At 40.3% G+C, this 19,681-nt stretch carries 20 protein-coding genes; 7 read left to right on the top strand and 13 right to left on the bottom strand.

What is annotated here, in order from left to right:
- Positions 1–39 precede the first annotated feature (39 nt).
- The gene (locus ACULLH_RS13915; protein ID WP_454089361.1) at positions 40–885 is read left to right on the top strand and encodes an aminotransferase class IV; all 846 of its coding nucleotides are present in this window, start codon (positions 40–42) and stop codon (positions 883–885) included.
- A 2-nt stretch (positions 886–887) separates the two neighbouring features.
- On the opposite strand, the gene ACULLH_RS13910 is transcribed toward ACULLH_RS13915, so the two are convergent.
- The 5 genes from ACULLH_RS13910 to ACULLH_RS13890 form a co-directional block, all read right to left on the bottom strand.
- A complete protein-coding gene (locus ACULLH_RS13910; protein WP_454089360.1) occupies positions 888–1,448 on the bottom strand; it encodes a YqgE/AlgH family protein in 561 nt (186 codons plus the stop codon).
- 120 nt (positions 1,449–1,568) lie between these two features.
- Positions 1,569–1,841 (bottom strand): HU family DNA-binding protein, encoded by a 273-nt coding sequence (locus tag ACULLH_RS13905; protein WP_073176939.1) that lies wholly within the window; start codon positions 1,839–1,841, stop codon positions 1,569–1,571.
- A 176-nt stretch (positions 1,842–2,017) separates the two neighbouring features.
- The gene (fmt, locus tag ACULLH_RS13900; RefSeq protein ID WP_454089359.1) at positions 2,018–2,977 is read right to left on the bottom strand and encodes a methionyl-tRNA formyltransferase; all 960 of its coding nucleotides are present in this window, start codon (positions 2,975–2,977) and stop codon (positions 2,018–2,020) included.
- A complete protein-coding gene (locus ACULLH_RS13895; RefSeq protein WP_454089358.1) occupies positions 2,964–4,850 on the bottom strand; it encodes a RecQ family ATP-dependent DNA helicase in 1,887 nt (628 codons plus the stop codon). Before ACULLH_RS13895 ends, fmt begins: the two co-directional genes overlap by 14 nt.
- Positions 4,850–5,413 carry an AAA family ATPase gene (locus tag ACULLH_RS13890; RefSeq protein WP_454089357.1) on the bottom strand — a complete coding sequence of 188 codons (564 nt, stop codon included), beginning with the start codon at positions 5,411–5,413 and terminating at the stop codon, positions 4,850–4,852. The genes ACULLH_RS13895 and ACULLH_RS13890 overlap by 1 nt, the downstream gene beginning before the upstream one ends.
- An 88-nt stretch (positions 5,414–5,501) precedes the next feature.
- Here ACULLH_RS13890 and ACULLH_RS13885 point away from each other — a divergent pair, with 88 nt between their 5' ends.
- The 3 genes from ACULLH_RS13885 to murA all read left to right on the top strand — a co-directional run bounded on the left by ACULLH_RS13885 (position 5,502) and on the right by murA (position 7,849).
- Entirely contained in the window at positions 5,502–5,789 is a 288-nt protein-coding gene (locus ACULLH_RS13885; RefSeq protein ID WP_454089356.1) for a DUF493 family protein, read from the top strand.
- Between the two features lie 83 nt (positions 5,790–5,872).
- Complete coding sequence (locus ACULLH_RS13880; protein ID WP_454089355.1) at positions 5,873–6,526, top strand: DUF4290 domain-containing protein; 654 nt, start codon at positions 5,873–5,875, stop codon at positions 6,524–6,526.
- 15 nt (positions 6,527–6,541) lie between these two features.
- Positions 6,542–7,849, top strand: a complete 1,308-nt coding sequence (gene murA / locus ACULLH_RS13875) for a UDP-N-acetylglucosamine 1-carboxyvinyltransferase (RefSeq protein WP_454089354.1) — start codon at positions 6,542–6,544, stop codon at positions 7,847–7,849.
- 18 nt (positions 7,850–7,867) lie between these two features.
- On the opposite strand, the gene ACULLH_RS13870 is transcribed toward murA, so the two are convergent.
- The gene (locus tag ACULLH_RS13870) at positions 7,868–8,731 is read right to left on the bottom strand and encodes an AraC family transcriptional regulator (RefSeq protein ID WP_454089353.1); all 864 of its coding nucleotides are present in this window, start codon (positions 8,729–8,731) and stop codon (positions 7,868–7,870) included.
- A 98-nt stretch (positions 8,732–8,829) separates the two neighbouring features.
- On the opposite strand from ACULLH_RS13870, the gene ACULLH_RS13865 reads away from it, so the two are divergent.
- Entirely contained in the window at positions 8,830–9,546 is a 717-nt protein-coding gene (locus tag ACULLH_RS13865) for a phytanoyl-CoA dioxygenase family protein (RefSeq protein ID WP_454089352.1), read from the top strand.
- 1 nt (position 9,547) lies between these two features.
- Positions 9,548–10,357, top strand: a complete 810-nt coding sequence (locus tag ACULLH_RS13860) for a sugar phosphate isomerase/epimerase family protein (RefSeq protein ID WP_454089351.1) — start codon at positions 9,548–9,550, stop codon at positions 10,355–10,357.
- Here the strand turns inward: ACULLH_RS13860 and ACULLH_RS13855 are convergent.
- The 7 genes from ACULLH_RS13855 to ACULLH_RS13825 all read right to left on the bottom strand — a co-directional run bounded on the left by ACULLH_RS13855 (position 10,341) and on the right by ACULLH_RS13825 (position 18,618).
- The gene (locus ACULLH_RS13855; protein WP_454089350.1) at positions 10,341–11,210 is read right to left on the bottom strand and encodes a polysaccharide deacetylase family protein; all 870 of its coding nucleotides are present in this window, start codon (positions 11,208–11,210) and stop codon (positions 10,341–10,343) included. The two genes, ACULLH_RS13860 and ACULLH_RS13855, sit on opposite strands and share 17 nt — an antisense overlap.
- 48 nt (positions 11,211–11,258) lie before the next feature.
- Positions 11,259–13,052: a tetratricopeptide repeat-containing sensor histidine kinase gene (locus ACULLH_RS13850; RefSeq protein ID WP_454089349.1), complete on the bottom strand. Its 1,794-nt coding sequence runs from the start codon at positions 13,050–13,052 to the stop codon at positions 11,259–11,261.
- 264 nt (positions 13,053–13,316) lie between these two features.
- Complete coding sequence (locus ACULLH_RS13845) at positions 13,317–14,321, bottom strand: pirin family protein (protein WP_454089348.1); 1,005 nt, start codon at positions 14,319–14,321, stop codon at positions 13,317–13,319.
- 2 nt (positions 14,322–14,323) lie between these two features.
- Positions 14,324–15,208, bottom strand: coding sequence for a VOC family protein (locus ACULLH_RS13840; RefSeq protein WP_454089347.1), 885 nt, complete (start codon positions 15,206–15,208; stop codon positions 14,324–14,326).
- A gap of 60 nt (positions 15,209–15,268) precedes the next feature.
- A complete protein-coding gene (locus ACULLH_RS13835) occupies positions 15,269–16,696 on the bottom strand; it encodes an amidohydrolase (RefSeq protein WP_454089346.1) in 1,428 nt (475 codons plus the stop codon).
- A gap of 117 nt (positions 16,697–16,813) precedes the next feature.
- Positions 16,814–18,124, bottom strand: a complete 1,311-nt coding sequence (locus ACULLH_RS13830) for a cryptochrome/photolyase family protein (protein ID WP_454089345.1) — start codon at positions 18,122–18,124, stop codon at positions 16,814–16,816.
- Positions 18,121–18,618, bottom strand: coding sequence for an SRPBCC family protein (locus tag ACULLH_RS13825; RefSeq protein WP_454089344.1), 498 nt, complete (start codon positions 18,616–18,618; stop codon positions 18,121–18,123). The genes ACULLH_RS13830 and ACULLH_RS13825 overlap by 4 nt, the downstream gene beginning before the upstream one ends.
- A gap of 196 nt (positions 18,619–18,814) precedes the next feature.
- On the opposite strand from ACULLH_RS13825, the gene ACULLH_RS13820 reads away from it, so the two are divergent.
- Entirely contained in the window at positions 18,815–19,657 is an 843-nt protein-coding gene (locus ACULLH_RS13820) for a DUF2911 domain-containing protein (protein WP_454089343.1), read from the top strand.
- The last annotated feature ends 24 nt before the right edge of the window (positions 19,658–19,681 follow it).

Here is a 19,681-nt window from a genome sequence, read left to right as displayed (position 1 = left end):
AAACGTATATTTGGTCCCGATAAAATCGGGACTTTTTTTATGGTCAATTTCAATGGTGACATTTGTTCTAATAACGAAGCAATCCTGACCCATGATAATAGAGGATTAAAGTTTGGCGATGCCCTTTTCGAATCGGTACGATGTGTCAATGGGACGATTTTCTTCTGGGAAGACCACTATTTTAGGCTGATGGCTTCAATGCGCATACTGCGTATGGAGATTCCTATGAATTTTACGTTGGAATTTTTGGAGGAGGAAGTTATCAGAACGGTAACAGAAAACGGTTTACAAAATAGTCCAGCTAGGGTACGACTGACAGTTTTCAGAAAAGAAGGTGGTTTGTACGGTCCAGCTACCAATGAAATATCCTATTTAATTGAAGTGGATTCCATGGAAACACCTTTTTATCTCGCTCAGGATGGACCCTATGAAGTAGAGCTGTTCAAGGACTATTACGTAAATAAGGATATGCTGTCCAATTTAAAGACCACCAATAAAATTCTCAACGTAGTGGCAAGCGTCTATGCCAAGGAAAATGGTTATGGGAATTGCCTATTGGTCAATAATGAGAAAAATGTGGTTGAAGCTATCAATGGGAATTTGTTTTTGGTCAAGGATGGAAAAGTCAAAACTCCACCTTTAACTGATGGCTGTTTGAATGGTATCATTCGAAAAAAGCTTATTGAAATTCTGTCCGCATTGGAGGACGTTGTTATTGTGGAAGAGTCGATTTCCCCGTTTGAACTACAAAAAGCGGACGAGCTTTTCATAACCAATAGTATCAGCGGAATAGTTGCTATAACCAAGTATAGAAAGAAAACCTACGATACCGGTTTCAGCAAAAGTTTAGTCGGAAAATTGAATGTTAAAGCAAGAGTTGGCTAGATCTAATTGAGTGAAGGATTTTCGGGGGCATTGGACCACAATAGGTAATCCCCGCCCAGTTCCACCATCTTTTCTTTCCAAAAAGCGTTGGCGGATTTTTCCAAAATACTGCTCTCGTACTCATTTTGTACAACTACCCACGATTTGGATAAAAGCTCCTGGTCCAGTTGGCTCGAGTCCCATCCGGAATAACCGAGAAAAAATCGAATATCTTGTTCCGTGATGGTTTCGTTATTGATGAGCTCAACAGTTTTTTCAAAATTACCGCCCCAAAAGATACCATCTGAAATTTCAACACTATCGTGAATCAGGTGCGGTACTTTATGAATGAAGTATAGATTATCCTGTTCAACAGGACCGCCATTAAAGACTTTAAAAGGAATGGTAATTTCAGTGATAAGGTCATCTATGGTATAATCCAAAGGCTTGTTCAGGATAAATCCTACCGACCCTTCATGGTTGTGCTCGGCAATCAAAACCACGGATCTACTGAACGAAACATCACCCGAAAGCGTCGGTTCCGCAATCAATAATTTTCCTTTTGTTGGCTTGTGACTAACCATAAGCAATAATTCTTATTACTAAATGTAACATAATATATGGTATTTACAAAACCTCGATTTAGTACAAATAAAAAAGCACTTCCGTGAGGAAGTGCTTCTATATATCGTAAAAACTATTGATTAGTTTACCGAACCACTCAATTCAGCTCCTGCTTTGAACTTTACTACGTTCTTCGCTGCTATCTTGATGGTTTGTCCAGTTTGAGGATTTCTTCCTTCTCTAGCGTTTCTTCTAGATACTGACCAAGAACCAAAACCTACCAAAGAAACTCTGTTTCCTTTTTTAAGAGATCCCTCAACATTTCCCAAGAAAGATTCCAATGCTTTTTTAGCCGCTGCTTTTGTGATGCCTGCATCAGCTGCCATAGCATCGATTAATTCTGTTTTGTTCATAATGGAATTAAATTAATTGTTGTTAAAATAATTTTAATGCTGAACAAATTTATACGGATTTGCGTGCAACGCAAGTAAAACCTAGGGAAATCCGGCTTTTTGTTGATAACTTGAAACGTTTGTTGATAAAGTTGAAAAAAAATAGGGGCATTTGCCAGCCTAGTAATGGTAAGGGTTTAGAGAAGTCGAGCAAATTCATCAAGAGTTAACCCATTCAAAACCTGCTTGATATCCATTTTCCTTTTTCCAGGAAATTGCACCTCCAAAAGTTGAAGATAACCTCCTTTGACCGCAACTTTCATTTCCTTTTTCGTCCAAAATAATTTACCTATTATATGGTCATGTTCTTCGGATTCCATTTCTGTTCTATATATTTTAATGCTTTCCTTTTGATCATTATTGATGAGATAAGACCAAGCGGCAGGATAAGGACTAAGTCCTCTCACATGATTATGAATTTGTTCCAATGGAGCGTTCCAATCTATTTTACAGGTTTCTTTATGGATTTTATGTGCGGTCTTTAAATCTTGGGATTCTGGTTGGATAAAACTGGAAACTTCTCCGGATTCAATCTGCCGACAGGTTTCCACCACCAATTCGGCACCTGTTTCCATCAAACGATCATGCAGGTCCCCAGCATTGTCCTCGGGCAGTATCCTTTCTTTCCGCTGGAGAATGATTTTTCCAGTGTCTATTTTGTCGTCTATAAAGAAGGTAGTAACACCAGTTTCCGTTTCTCCGTTGATAATTGCCCAATTTATTGGTGCTGCACCTCGATATTGGGGTAGCAAGGAAGCGTGAAGGTTAAAGGTACCATACTCGGGCATCTGCCATACAGCTTTGGGAAGCATACGAAATGCGACCACTACATTTAAATTAGCTTTTAAGTCCCGCAATTCATTTAAAAAATCTTCATTCTTTAAATTGGTAGGCTGTAGTATGTTCAATTCCCGTTCCTCAGCGAACTGCTTTACAGCGGACTTTTGAATTTTTCTTCCTCTTCCTGCTGGTCTGTCAGGAGCCGTGATGACTCCAACTACATTGAATCCCGCTTGCAAAATGCTCCTTAGGCTCCCAACGGCAAAATCAGGAGTTCCCATAAACACAATTCGTAAAGGTTCTTTATATAAGGACATACTCATTTTTATGGTTCAATCGTATTAATTCATCTTCAAGCAATGCCTGCAAAACTTCCAACACCACACTTTCTTCCAACTTTGACTCCTGCACAAGTGCTCTTGAGGTGTACGGCTTGACCTTGATAAGCTCAAAAAGTACATTTCTTGATGCTGCCGTTGTTTGGCTTGGCCCAGTGCAAATATCGCATACCCCGCACTTATCCTTCGCCTTTTCGCCAAAGTAATTTAGCAAATAGGAGCTACGGCATGTATTGGTGTTGTCCACATACCCCAGCATGGCATTCATATTGTCCTCTTTGGTCTTGTTTAACGCCTTTATGTTGTTGGCAAAGGTATTTATGGTTCTATCATCTTCGCGCGGTACCAAAAAAGTAATCTCGATATCGCTCGCAGAACTTTTATAGGTGACAATTCCATCATCGTGCAGTTGCTCCAACAACTTCTTTATGTCCTTTTCAGATACTCCCGTTTTCTTTGAAACCAATACTAAATTGATTTTGGTCTCGTATTCTGTAATACCTCCATAGGTGCGAAGAATGGTTTGGATGACAGGTGCAGACTTACGATGCTTTTCCAAATAATCAAAAATTTCATTTTTGGAGGCGACAAAGCGTAAAGTTGTTCTTTCCGTGTAGCTTTCTGATAAGGATACTACGGAATTTTGATCAAGGATCCTTAGACCATGATAAGCCATATTGGAATTTAGCTCATAGCGCTTACAAAAGGTGTTGAATTCAAAATCCAGGGTATCTTGAACCAATTCACCAAATGGAATTTGAAAATAATTGTTCAGCTGGAGATACAGCTTTTTCACAAATGCAACATTGGGAAGGTGTGCTAGAAACTGTTGTACAGCCCGTTCCCTGTCCTCATGGGAAGTAAGTAATATTGCGGTCGCGCGTTTCCCATCTCTTCCGGCCCTTCCGGCCTCTTGAAAATAGCTTTCCAAGCTATCGGGAATTTGATAGTGCACAACCAGTCGCACGTTGGATTTGTCCACCCCCATGCCAAAAGCATTGGTCGCTACCATTATATGCACTTTTTCATTCAGCCATGAATTTAATCGCTCCTCTTTTGCAGATTTTGAAATACCTCCATGAAAATAGGAGGCCTTGAATCCGTTCTTGTTTAAAAATTCGGCCAAAGAAATGGTCATGCGACGTGACCTGACATATACAATTGTACTTCCAGTGGATTCTCCAACAGCACTTTTTAAATGATACAGCTTGTCCTCTGTGTGTTTGACCTTGAACACAATATTGGAACGTGAGAAGGAATCTTTAAAAACCTGGGCCTGATTTAGGTTGAGGTTTTCCAGTATATCCTGCACCACCTTTGGTGTTGCCGTGGCCGTAAGTGCTACCATTGGGACGTTTGGAGCAAGTTCCCTCAATAGGGCACAATCCAAATAGGCCGGCCTGAAATCATTGCCCCATTGCGAAATACAATGTGCCTCATCAATGGCTATGAGATTTACATTCATCTCTCGAATCCTTTCCTGGACCACGGTCTGCTGTAGGCGTTCCGGAGATAAGTATAACAGCTTATAATTCCCGTAAATACAATTATCGAGTAGATTGCCAAGTTCCTCAAATGAAATGCCACCGGCCAATGAAACCGCCTTGATTCCTCTAGATTTCAATTGACGTACCTGATCTTGAATGAGGGCTACCAACGGTGAGACCACGATACATATGCCTTCTTTGGCCAGAGCTGGAACCTGATAACAAATGGATTTACCACCACCAGTTGGCATTAGGGCCATTACATCCTTGCCCTCAAGAATGGCATTGATAATTGACGCTTGGGAGCCCCTAAATTCTGAATGTCCCCAAAATTCCTTTAAAATACGTTTAGGAGATTGTTGCACTACATCTGGTTAAGTGTTTCCAAAACAAAAGATACCCTATCTGGAATTGGTTTTTTGGGGATGATGATAGGGTTATAACCAAATTGGGTATAGGTATGCATCAAGGCGTCATGAATTTTCTGGGCCTCATCAAAAGTCTCCAATCGCTCGTTGTCAGAAATGTAGATTTCTTTCCAAGGAGGCGCAATGAAAATAGCGTCGTATTTATGGTTTTCACATGCGGTGATGAATTCAGGACCATATTCCTGATCAAAAAAGTCCATATAGGCCAATACATCTGGAATGCCGCGGTCAAAGATATTTATGGGAGCTACGGAATTCAAGGATTCTTTAAAATGAGCCGCCCTTCCGTATAAAAGGTCCTTGTTGAACTGTAATGCGTCATCGACAAAGACCAAAGGGTTGGAAACCATGTTCTCAGGATTACCTTCTTTCTTTGCTTTGGACGTCATGTCCCGAATAATCTCGTGAAAGCACTGAAATCCTTTGCCCTCCAATCCGTTTACAATGGATGTTTTTCCTGTTCCTGGAGCCCCTGTGATAACAACTTTGGTACTATTCAAATAGAAATGTTTTACAGCACAAAGTAATGAAATAGGGAGAAGGAAAAAAAATTGTGCGCTAAGCCATATATTTGTATAAAATAGCAACATGGAGAAGGAGAAATCCGATGAATTTTACGCGAGACTTAAAGAACAGTTGTTGGAAAACACAAAATGGCCATCCAATTACCTATATAAGTTTATTGTTCCTACGGATGAAAAACGCATTGAGCAGATAAACAATATCTTTAACAATACCGGTGCAGTTATTGAGTCAAAAAAATCCAAAAAAGGAACCTATACCAGTATTTCTATTACTGTCCACTTAAAAAATCCGGATGAAGTAATAGCAAAGTATAAGGAAGTATCTACCGTTGAAGGAGTTATTTCCCTATAAGACGGCCGATTGGCATAATTTTATTAATTTGCAAACGTTATCGGATAGACTTCCCGATAATTTAATTTCATAAATACTTTAGTTTGAATTTAGTAGAAAACTTAGAATATAATACGGAGCGTCCTAAACTCCACATTCCTGAATATGGGCGTCATTTTCAAAAAATGGTCGACCACGCTGTATCTATAGCTGATAGGGAAGAGCGAAACAAAGTGGCTAAGTCCATTATTAGTGTAATGGGTAATCTTCAGCCCCATTTACGGGATGTGCCCGATTTTCAGCATAAATTATGGGATCAACTTTTTATCATGTCCGATTTTAAGTTGGATGTAGATTCACCTTTTCCCATTACCTCCAAAGAAGTGTTACAGCAACGTCCTGAGCCATTGGAATACCCGCAAAACCATCCGAAGTACAGATTCTATGGAAATAACATCAAAAGAATGATCGATGTGGCCATAAAATGGGAAAAAGGCGATATGCGATCAGGTCTGGAATATGCCATCGCAAACCATATGAAAAAATGTTACCTAAATTGGAATAAGGATTCAGTGGAAGACTCTGCGATTTTTGCCCATCTAAAGGAATTGAGCGATGGACAGATTGACCTAGCTCCAGATGGAGAAAACTTAACGGATAGTGGCCAATTTCTTAAAAACCGTTTAGCCAAATCCAACAGAAACGGAAGTAACAACAAGAAAGGGCAGCGAAACTACAAGGGTAAAAAAAGATATTAAATTCCAGAGGAATTCATGGGAACATTTCGAATAGAGGGTGGCCACCAATTGCATGGTGAAATTACTCCTCAAGGAGCAAAGAATGAAGCACTTCAAATTCTTTGTGCGGTATTGCTTTCACCGGAAAAAATCACAATAAATAACATCCCTGATATCATCGATGTGAACAAATTGATCGCATTGTTGGAAGACTTGGGTGTCAAAATCCAAAAAAAAGGAAAGGGGTCTTATACGTTTAAGGCGGATGATATTAATCTTGATTATCTGCAATCCGACCAGTTTAAGGAGGATGGACGTGGACTTCGTGGATCTATTATGTTAGTAGGACCATTGTTGTCCAGATTTGGAAAGGGCTATATTCCCAAACCAGGCGGTGATAAGATCGGTAGAAGACGTTTGGATACCCATTTTGAAGGTTTTATTAAACTGGGTGCAAAGTTTCGGTATAACAAGGAGGAGTATTTCTATGGTGTTGAAGCCGAAAAACTCCAAGGAACCTATATGTTATTGGATGAGGCCTCGGTTACGGGAACAGCAAATATTGTAATGGCTTCGGTACTTGCCGAAGGCACTACCACAATCTATAATGCCGCTTGTGAGCCCTATTTGCAGCAATTGTGCAAGATGCTGAATAGGATGGGGGCAAAGATCAGCGGAATAGGATCAAATCTATTGACCATTGAAGGCGTGGAGTCCCTTGGAGGAACAGAACATACCATGTTGCCCGATATGATTGAAATTGGAAGCTGGATAGGATTGGCCGCAATGACAAAAAGTGAGCTTACCATTAAAAATGTAAGCTGGGACGATTTAGGTCAAATTCCGAATGCCTTTCAAAAATTAGGAATTCAGCTGGAACGGAGAGGCGATGACATCTACATCCCAAAGCATGAAAATGGATATGAGGTCCAGAACTATATCGACGGTTCGATATTGACCATTGCCGATGCGCCATGGCCAGGATTGACTCCCGATTTGTTGAGTATTCTTTTGGTTGTGTCCATTCAAGCTAAGGGCGAGGTGGTAATCCACCAGAAAATGTTCGAGAGTAGGCTTTTCTTTGTAGATAAATTGATTGACATGGGAGCTAAGATCATTCTTTGTGATCCGCACAGAGCCACGGTAATAGGCCATGATTTTAAATCGACCCTAAAGTCGACCACTATGGTTTCCCCTGATATTCGCGCCGGAGTTTCCTTGCTGATTGCGGCCCTATCTGCCAAGGGAACATCAACAATCAATAACATAGAGCAAATTGATAGGGGTTACGAGAATATTGATGAGCGCCTTAGAGCCATTGGAGCCAAGATAGTACGTGTTTAAGCGTCCGGAACAATCGTATCAACTTTGCTTTAAGGATTTCTTATAGGTTTTAGGCGAGCATCCCGTGTATTTTTTAAAAGTTGTCGCAAAGTATTGGGAGGAACCAAACCCCAGTTCAAAGGCTACGGCTGTAATGGTTTTTTTATCCGCTAGACTTTCTTTGGCCTTTTCGATTTTCAACCTGTTGATGTAAGAGCGGGGGGGAACTCCAAAATTCTGCTTGAACCAAGTTTTTAAATAAGGAACGGAGAAATCCAGTAGAGCCGCTAACTCATCTACATAAATAATTCTGTGGAGATTACTCTCGATAAAACTTTTAACCACCCGAACCTTTTCAGTATCCGCTATTTGTTGGGGTGCTTCGGAGAGCAGTAAGGTCTCTACCAAAAGTTGTATGATCAACTGATTGGCTTGAAGTTGTTCAAAAGTACTTTGATGGGTTTGGAGAAGTTCACGCAGCCTCTCCAGCGTATTTTTTAAATGAAATGAGCCGCTGAACAATTGTCCACCATGTTCGTTTAATTTATGCAACAAATAGTTTGATTGCTCAGACGGAAGATTACAAAAAGAACTATTTTCAGTATTAAACGAAACCTGTATCCAATATAGTTCGCCAATATCTTCAGGATAAACTCCGGTGCTATGATCAACGTTTGGTGGTACAATTAGGATGGTATTCCCCGTTAGTTTGAGCAATTCATCACCAATTTGATAATATTGTTGCCCCTTCAAACAATAACATATTTCCATTACATCCTCATGCCTGTGTTCATTTAATACAGGCTCAACCGTATTGTATCGATAATAGCCAAAATCAAGACAACCGGAATACCCTAATATATTGAGTTGATGTACTATCCTCTTATTTGTTAGCTTTTGCATGTAAAACGTATAAAAAAGTATGGTGCTACTAATTTAGAAGACTTTAATCAAAATACGAGCTTATTTTACCTTGATTATTGTAAAAATTGGATACTGGCATGAAGAAAAAGTTTTTGACCAATGGTTTTGTGAAATTGGACAGGCTAATTCCCAATACGGAAGTTGTAAAACTCAGACAGCTTTATGATGAGTTATTAAAGGATAAAAAGCGCACGGCTGGATTGCGAAGTGATTTGGGAGGAAATGGAAATTCTGAAAAAGAGATTGAGAAAATTACCCAAATTATGCGACCCAGTATGATTGAGCCCAAATTATCGGATAATATCACGTATACTTTGGCATTGGACCATGTGAAGGATATGTTGGGCGATGACATGGAGCTCGACTTTGATATGCTGATCAATAAAGCACCACAGACCAATACCCCAACACCTTGGCATCAAGACGCGGCATACTGGATAAAAATGCCGGATAAAAGATCTGCAAGTTGCTGGATTGCCCTTGACGAGGTTTATGAGAGCAATGGTTGTATGTGGTTTATACCCAAGGAAGATGAACAGATTAAGCCCCATAAGCATTATTCCCAGGGTGGGGCTCTGTTTTGCGAGGCGGATATGAGCAAAGCAAAATGTATTCCGCTTAAATCAGGGGGATGTACGTTTCATGATGGTTTTACGTTACATTTTAGTAAAGGAAATACTACAGATTCACAAAGACGTGCATTAATACTTAATTTTCGCCCTAAAAAAATGATTGAGTTGGAACGAAGTCAAGGTGTGGATCATACGGGCGAACGAAAAGTAAGAAACAAATAATATGGAGCTCAAATTTATTTATCCTCGATGGGGAAGTGCTGATATTCCGTGGTCTGAGTTTTTGCAAAAAGTAAAGAATCAAGGGTATGATGGTGTGGAAATTGATTTACCACTAGGGAACCAGAAACAGGAAATTCTTTCCATGCTGAAGGATTTTGAACTGAATTTTGTTGGGCAGCACTGGGAAACCAAGGAGGTTAATTTTGAAAAACACAAAGAGCAGTATAAAAGGCACCTGTATAATTTGGTTGAGGGTAATCCGCTTTTGATCAATTCGCATACTGGAATGGATTTTTTCTCCTTCGAACAAAACGCAGCCTTGATCCAACTGGCTTTCGACATTGAAAAGGAAGCGGGAATAGCCATTACCCACGAAACACACCGTTCCAGATTTTCCTTCGCAGCTCATGTTTGCCATGCTTTTTTGACAGAATTTCCAGCGCTTAAATTGACTTCTGATCTTTCTCATTGGTGTTGTGTTGCCGAAACTTTGCTTGAAAATCAGCAATATGCCGTGAAATTGGCTATAAAACACAGCTATCATGTTCATGCTAGGGTAGGATCCGGACAAAGTCCACAGGTCATCGACCCGCGCAGCGATACCTACGCGGTTGAATTAAAACAATTTAAACTGTGGTGGAAACAGATGCTTCTTAATGCCGATGGAGAAGGTCGTGACTATATTACCATTACGCCCGAATACGGCCCGGAGCCCTATGCGCTCTTGCATCCTGAGACTAAACAATTACTGGGGAATCAATGGGACATAAATCAATTCATTAGGGCGGAAATCATCAAGGATTGGACATAAGCTCCCCGATGTCCTTCCAGGTAATGAGCTGTGCTTTGCTCTTTTTGAGTTGGGCTTTGAGGCTATCGCTTGTAAACGTGTCAAAATCAATTTGCCGCCATGCTGAACCAAAATTAGGATGGTTTACAGTAATTCCCCTCATTTCTGGATCGTCAAAAGCAGGGTGGATTAAAATAACGTTGAGTCCTTCGACCAATTCTTCAAAAGCATTGTGATAGTACGTATCAAGTTCTCCTTTTTCAAAATATTCGAACTTCCCAATATGCACTTTGTCAACGAGCAAATCGGTATCATTTATGTTCTTATCAGCCTCGAGACCCACCATTTCCATGAGTTGTCGACTTAGCTGGACGGGAAGTCCGTATCGTTCGCCCAATTCCTTGTATATCTGAAGAAATTCAGGTTTTGACCCAACACTGTACATATGTGAATCCAAATGGGTAGGGGTCAAGCCAAATTTCAAGGCCTTTTCAATTTGAGCCCTTAACTCTTTTCTCACATCTTCGGGTTGGGCGTTGTTTCTGACTCCATCCCTATTTTTAAAAAAGTGACCATTTTCATCCACTAGACTTGGGACCTCTGAAATGGGCAAAACCGGACCAAACTTGTAGTTTTCCCACTCACAGGTAAGGGTTAAATGCACACCATAATCATAATTGGGGTTGTTTTTTGCGAAAAGGGCGGCTTCCTCGAACCATGGACACGGCACCATAATACTGTATGAATTTACAATACCTTTTTGGAGGGATTGGAATGTAGCCTCATTTTCAGAATGTGAGAGTCCAGCATCATCTGCGTGGATAATAAGTAGCTTTGTGTCGTCAGAAAAACCTAGCGCTTTTGACAAGTTCATTTAAAAAGTGTTTTACCCTATTACAAATAACCATAGCCTTGAGGAACCCTAATCCTTAGGGATCAATATGATTACCTTAGTTCCTGTTTTATTTCCATTGTTTAAATTCTCAACTGTCAACAACTCTTGGTTTGAAAACCGCTTTAAAGCCTCGATCCTTTTGGTTGTTATTGACATTCCTCTAGAAGTAATTCTAGATTTTGCTTGTTTTGCCTTTGTATCAAATCCAACACCATTATCCTCCACAATACATGCAATATGATCTTTTTGATCCACAAATGAAATGGAAAGCTTTTTATCTCCCTTTTTTGGCATTAGCCCATGAATAATGGCATTCTCAATAAAAGGTTGCACAAGGAGCATCGGCACTTCATATTTATGGACATCGAGATTTTCGTCTATATGAAAGGCATAGTTGAAAGAGCCATCAAACCTTAAAGACTCCAACTCCACATAGATCTTGAGCAATTCGATTTCTTCTTCAAGTACCAAACTAATATTTACCGAAGTTTCGAGAACTTGGCGCAGCAACTTGGAGAATTTGGTCAGATAGGTAAGGGCCGTAACCTTGTCTCCTGAATTGATAAAGTGTTGAATGGAGTTTAGCGAATTGAAGATAAAATGAGGATTCATTTGAGCTCTAAGCATGCTCTTTTCAAGCTCTTCATTCATTTTTTCAATAGCATACTTCTGTTCTGATATCAGTTTATTTTTTTCACGAAATATCCTGTTGGACTTTTTCTTTCCCAAATATCTGAAATAGAGCAGTCCAGCTGAAAAGAGTAATAAAAGAGCAATTATGGACAGGTAGAGCAGTCGTTTTTTGTTTTGGGAGACCCTCGTGTTAAGCAGTGTCAATTGAAGTTCGTTTTCCTTGATTTCCCTATCCTTTAGGTAGACATCATGTTGTATTTGAAGGTTTTGGATTTCCCTTACCTTGACCTCATTGAGCAAACTATCCTGATAGATCATCGTCTGTTCAAGATGATAAGCAACCTTGGAGTATGATCCCACCTTTTCATAGATCTTAGCGGCTAGGGCATGGGCTTTTTCCTTGTACTCATATTCACCCATTCCCTGCAAGGCTTTAATATTCTTTTCTGAATAAAGTATTGCCTCTTCCAGATTGTCTTGTTGCAGTTTTAGGTTGGCAAGATGGCCATTGGTAACCGCAATTTCCTGCTTTAATGACAGCTGTTCGGCAATCCGCAACGATTCAAAGAGATATTTTTCGGCTAGGTCGTACTGCTTTAGGTTTATATAGCAAAAACCAATGTTGCCATAAACATGGCCTAGTGGCACACGGTCGTTTTTTTCAGCAAATGCTGCTCTTTTAAAGAATTTGGCCAATGCCGACTCATAGTCTTTTCGTTCAAGATCAATTTCTGCGAGATTTGCCAACACGTTCATTTCAATTTCATCATAATCGGACCCATAATGCATGTCGAGAGCCTTTTGGTAGCTGTCAATGGCTTTCTGTTCCTGATTCATTAAGTCATACAATATCCCCAGATTGATGTAGATTCTGGAAATAGAGGGATTTTCATATTCTTGGATTGAATCCACCAATTTTAGACTCTTTAGGTAATAATCTTGACTAGTAGTGTAGTCTCCGATGCGCTTGTATACAATGCCAAAAGACATATAGATGCTTATAATCAAATCAAAATCTTGGTCTTTTTTCGCTAGTTTAAGACACTGGTTAAAATAGTCCAATGACTGAGGGTAGTCACTGGTCATTCCATACGTGTTGCCTAAATCAAAAAGAGCTCTAATTTGACCTTTAAAGTGTCCAATTTCTTTTGATTTTTCCAAACCCTGGAGACTATATTGTACTGCCATGTTCTTATCAACAGATCTTGAGCGAATAGCAAGCATTCTTAATATATTAACCTGAGTTGAATCGTCAGCAGTAGTAAGTAAACTTTTTAAACTGTCCAACTCCTTCGTTTGGGCAGAACAATGGACAACGAAAAGGAGGTAAATAAAAATCGCTCGGCGTGATCCTCGTGGCAGCTTCATGGCATCTCAATTTATACCAAATTAAAACACCCTGGACAAAATCACTTGAAAAACAGGTGCTTTTTCACAAAAACAGGTGGGAAACTAGCTTTTCTCTATCAATTTGCCGTCAGGATATAGCGCGAAACGGCCCTTCTCCTTTTCATGGACATTATCCGGGTATGGCCAGGGCCATCCTCCAAATTGGGTCAATCGATATTCCTCCATGGCCTGTTGAATTTCCTCCTCCGTATTCATCACAAAAGGGCCATATTTGGCAACAGGTTCATCGATAGGCCTACCTTGTAACATCAACAGGCGGGCTTTTTGCTTACCAGTTTTGATGACCGTATCCATAGACGGATCTAAAGCAATTCCAAAATTGGGATTTATTTTTCGTTCTAGAATCTGTATTTCGTCCCCCTCATAGAAATAGAGTGTTCGGGTCACCAGGGTTTTTGAACTTGGAAGAATGTACTCAGAATCGGGTTCAATGTGAATGTTCCAAATGGCCACTTCATTTTCGGTTTTAGCGGCCCAAGAGTTGGGTGCGGGATCATTGGCCTGAGCTCCATTGTAATTTCCCGCAATTACTTTGATCTGTGCATTTTCTTCGGTAATTACAGGAATATCTTCATGCCACAACATTTTAAAATGTGGTTCCACAAACTTATCTGCCTTGGGAAGATTCAACCAAATTTGAAACAGTTCCAAAGGATTGTCCTTTTCCGTATTGAGTAAAGGAAACATTTCGGAATGTTGTACACCTCTACCAGCGGTCATCCATTGTACATCGCCCTCTCCAAACCTTCCAGCTGCGCCAAGGGAATCGGAATGATCGCAATATCCTTTATTTACAATGGTTATGGTTTCAAATCCACGGTGTGGATGATATGGAAATCCTGGAATGGTTTGACCATGGTACATACGCCATCCATCTTTTATGGTAAAATCATTACCGATATTTCTTCCTTCAAGGAGTTTGGGGTCAGGTCCCATTTCTCCATTACCCTTCGGGTAGTGATCTAAATGGTAAACACAGAACAAAAAAGGATCTTGGGTTTGCCAGGGAAAACCTAATGGAAATGTTTGGAGTACGGGGTCGTTCATGATTAATGTTTTGCAGTATTGATTTCAATCCAGTAGCCTTCAGGATCTTGTATATAAATCTGTTTCACACCATCGGCTCTATCCGTAACCGAATTTTTATTTCCAGGCCAATCGTAGAACTCAATATTCTTGGAGACCAATTTTTCTATAAAACTTTCCAAATCGTCAACCGATAAACACAAATGCATGCTCTTGTTTTTCTCGAATTCGGCATACTCTTTTTTGATCAAATGCAATTGTGAGTTTTCATACATGTTGAACCAGCGAAAGCCTGGTTTGTTTTCTGGATGCGGGATTTCCTCAAACCCAAAAACATCTTTATAGAAATCCCCTGTTTTCATCAAATTGGTCACCACCAATGATTGATGGTCAAAAACAAAATGCGATTTTGAAGCATTTTCTGCTTTGAACTGGGTTTTAAGATAGACCTGTTTCCATTGGCCATTTTCATAGCTGCCAACAGTGAAGTTGTACGTATTGTCATCAACATATTCCCAATAATCAGTCACTACCGATTCTCCATACGCATAGGTGTATATGATATCCTTTCCATTTGCCTTGACCGTACCCGTGGTAACTCCACCGAAAACATCAAACTCCCAAAATTGAATGGTTTCACTTTCTTTATCCCATTTTCTGATGCCATGGTTTCTCGGGCCGTATGTTGTTTGTTCCTGGTTGGTAAAACCTTTTGCATCCGAAATGACTAAAGCACCTCCCAAGTCGAATTTAAACTCAATCTCTTGCTTGAACTTAGTGTTATTTCCCCATTCTCCTTTGGCGAACCAGGTCTTCCCAACTAAATTTTCAAAAACGGACAAAGGTTCTTGTCCTTGACTTTGGATGCATATACCCAAAGCCAACAATAGCATTAATTTCTTCATCATTCTCAATTGCAGTTAAAAGATTTGGTTTTGTCCGTTTTATCCAATTAAAATTACGAGGGTTTAATTATTTCCAATTGGGGGAGGACCATCTATCATGGCCTCATATTTTTCATTTCCTTTTCTTGTGTTGAATTCTTCCTTGACTTTGGTGACCAATTTTGGGTTTTCAAAAAGGTCTGCCATGGTCATGGCCATGGCCTTCGAGGCATAGATCATCCCTTTGTGCCCAATGCTCATTCCGCCACAGGCAACTACCGCCCAGGAATGCCATGGCGTATCTTTTGGTGCTACGGTAACACTTAGGTTGATATTGGGAACGTTCCAGCTTACATCGCCCACATCGGTAGAACCTCCACCGGGATTCTTTTCTGTTTCCCGCAAAGGTTCAATTTTACTGTCCATACCTATTTCTGGTTTTCCAGTTGCATTCTGAATGGCTTTTCCAAAAGCTGTTTCCTCTTCCGTATAGGAAATTGGACCCAAGAGCTCTAAGTTTTTCTGCATAATCTCTCCCCCAGCTCTGTTTACCAAAACTTCGTAGATTCCGGATACCAAGGAAATTTTGTAATCCACATTGGCCATAATGGCTGCACCTTCTGCCATCTTTTTTACTCGCTCATAGGTGGGAAGCATAATTTTTCTTTTTGGGTCACGAACCCGGACCCAAATTTTAGAATAATCAGGTACCACGTTGACTACCTGTCCGCCTTCCTGAATGTGATAATGAATTCTAGAGGTTGGCTTAATATGTTCCCGATAATAATTGATTCCCGTGGTATATAATTCCAAGGCATCAGAAGCACTACGCCCGTTCCAAGGGTCTGCCGATGCATGGGCCGCCTGCCCATAGAATTCTACAATAAAGTCGATTAGCGAAAGACCGCTTTGGACATCTGCTTCAATTTTGGAGCTAGGATGCCAACTCACATTTACATCAACGTCATCCCAAAGCCCGGCTTCTACCATCCAAACTTTGGCAAAATATTTTTCCTCAGCAGGAGTACCCAAAAACTTGACGGTTCCTTTAAGCTTACCAGCCTCAATTTGCTCTTTTATCGCTATGGCTGCTCCCAAACTTGCTGCACCGAACATATTGTGTCCACAGCCATGGCCTGGTGCACCTTCCGCAAGGGGATCTTTGGTAGGAACTGTTTTTTGGGAAAGACCGGGTAGGGCATCAAATTCTCCCAACACACTGATAACAGGTTTGCCTGAACCATAGGTAGCGGTAAATGCAGTTGGAATATCGGCAACACCGCGAGTTACGTTTAACCCATTTTTTTCGGCATAGTCCGCCAATACTTCAGCAGATTTCGACTCGTTGAAAGCTGTTTCGGCCAATGCCCAAATAGAGTCACTTATTTGGATTAGGTTTTCTTTGTGGGCCTCAACAGATGCAATAATTGCTTTTTTGTTGGAGCTTAGTTTCTGCGCGGTTAGGTTGAGTGAGACCAAACATAGCAGCACTAGGGTAGAGAATTGTTTCATTTTATATGATTTGAATTAGTCCGAATTGATAAGGCAAGTATTTTTTGGGCTCCAATCACAACTTTTCTTCCCAGCGCCCTAAAAATAAAACCGGGTATTAAAAATACTGAAAATGCATCAACCAACAGCTGTCTTGTAGACATTAAGACAACGTTCACGGGCCATTTTGTGGTCGACCATGGGTAGGGGATAGGTAAGTTCTTGAAGCTCAGGTACCCACTTATTGATATAGCTTTTTTGGGAATCAAATTTATCGATTTGGGTAGTGGGATTGAAAATCCTGAAATATGGGGCAGCGTCAACGCCACTACCTGCGGCCCATTGCCAATTGCCCACATTGCTCGCCAGGTCAAAATCGAGCAGCTTTTCTGCAAAATACGCCTCGCCCCAACGCCAGTCGACCAGGAGATGTTTACAAAGAAAGCTGGCAACAATCATTCTAACCCGATTGTGCATATATCCTGTGGCGTTGAGTTCACGCATTCCAGCGTCGACAAAGGGATAACCCGTTTTTCCGGCTGCCCAAAGTTCAAACTCCGCTTTATTGTTTCGCCAAATAATTCGATCGTATTTTGGTTTGAAGGACTTACTAATGGTATGTGGAAAATGCCATAGAATCTGCATGAAGAACTCTCTCCAGATCAATTCGTTCCAAAAAACTTCGTTTTTCTCCGCGATGGCTTTCTTTACAATTTTTCGAATGGAAACTGTACCAAAACGAAGGTGAGGGCCCAGACGTGATGTTCCAGACTCATGAGCGGGATAGTTTCGGGTGCCCTCGTAGTTTTGGATTAAACCTGAAGTTATATTGTATTTGGAAACTAAGATGCTCGATGGTTCAAAACCAATGTCGCCAAGACTTAGATAAGGAAGGTTTTTGGACTTAAGGAGTTTTTCAAAACTTGCAAAAGCGTCAAAGTTGGCAAGATGGGTTTTAGGGTCAAATCGTTCATTCCACCTTTTATTATAGGGTGTATAGACCACATAGGGATTGCCATCATCTTTGACCACTTCATTTGTTTCAAAAATAACTTGATCCTTAAAGGAATGAAAAGCAACATCATCCTTCGCCAATAACTTTTTTATTTCCTTATCGCGTTTGATGGCATAAGGCTCGTAATCGTGATTGGTAAAAACCGAATTGATTTTATATTGATGCAGTAATCGAACGAAAACTGAAATTGGATTCCCTTGATACATTGCAATCCCACTTTGGAATTGCGACTGCAATTCAGCATTCATTTTTTGGAGTTGCCCATGGAAAAAAGAAACCCTTGCATCATCTTTTTGGAGTTTCTCCAGAATTTCGGTATCGAAGATAAATATGGGAAGCACGGTATGGCCGGTTTGAAGGGCGTGGTACAAACCTACATTGTCATCCAACCGAAGGTCTCTTCTAAACCAAAATATGGAGATTTTGTTTTTCAAATTGACCTTATTTCAAGGAAATTGGGAACTCCTTCTATTTTTCCAAAAAACTCTGTTAGCTTTTGCTCTCGATATTTGAAAATTTTCTGAAGTTGACGCTTCACCAAAATAGGATATGTCAATCGTCCCAGAATCCCAAAGGGTAGTTTAAAATCTATGATATCTTCCATTTGTACTCCTTCGGGAACTTCTTTTAAAAAATGCTTATGATGCCATAAAGCATAGGGGCCAAAACGTTGCTCGTCAACAAAATAGCTACCTTCGGCCATATGGGTTATCTCAGTTACCCATTTGGTGCCGACACCAGGGAACGGATTTACCTTATATTGAATAATTTGACCAGGGAACATCGGTCTGTCAATATCGGATAATATATGAAAGCCCATATGGGCTGGGGTAATTTCTTTCAGGTTTCTCGGGTTCTTTAGAAACTCCCATGCTTTTACTTTGGATATGGGCAGTGTTTGAACTGCATAGAGTTGGTACAAACGCATGTGCTTTTCTTCAAAAATACAAAATTGTTTAATAATTTATAAAATAAGTTAAACAAAATATCTTTTGAAGATTCACTAACATACGAATTGGGGTCAAAAAGCTGTGCATGACAACCTTCTTTTAAGTGTTTGTTAACAAGCCGACCCTACCTTTATATTTAGCTTTGTTTTACTAACAAATCTAAAATTCTTACAAATGAAAAAACTAGCATTATTTGCATTTGCTGCGCTGCTTGCCGTCACTGTAGATGCGCAGTTGCAAACTCCTCAACCTAGCCCTGATGCGAAACTGAAGCAAACAGTGGGTCTTACAGAAGTAAAGGTTGAGTATTCAAGACCTTCCATGCGCGGAAGAACAATTTTTGGGAATTTGGTTCCTTATGATAAATTATGGAGAACAGGTGCCAACAAGAACTCTACGATTACTTTCAGTGATGACGTTACTATAGATGGACAAGAGGTTAAAGCTGGTTCTTATGCCATTTTCACAAAGCCAGGACAATCTTCTTGGGAAGTTATCTTCTATGCTGATACCAATAACTGGGGAACACCTAGGGAGTGGGATGACAGCAAAGTGGCTGCCAAAACAACGGCTCAAGTTTACAACATGCCAATGTCGGTTGAGACTTTTACCATGACCATTGATGATCTTCATAACAATGGGGCTACGCTTGGGATGCTTTGGGATAAGGCCTATGTAGGAGTAAAATTTGAAGTACCCACTTTGGCTAAAGCCGAAAAAAGCATAGAAGCGGTTATGGCCGGACCAAGTGCCGGAGATTATTATGCTTCTGCTTCATATTACTATGAAGAAGGCAAAGATTTGAACAAAGCTAAGGAGTGGATTGCAAAGGCTGTTGAAATGCGACCAGATGCTTTTTGGGTTATGCGCAGACAATCTTTGATATTGGCCAAACTTGGTGATAAAAAAGGAGCTATTGAAGCGGCCAAACAATCATTAAAAGTAGCCGAAGAAGCAGGAAATGCTGACTACGTTAAACTTAACAAGGATTCCTTGAAAGAATGGGGAGCGCTTTAAGCACAACCCAATAAGTCATTTAAA

It is taken from the genome of Flagellimonas sp. 2504JD4-2, from assembly GCF_053642935.1.
The sequence above is the reverse complement of the archived record's forward strand: the minus strand, read 5'-3'. Positions and strand labels throughout refer to the sequence as shown.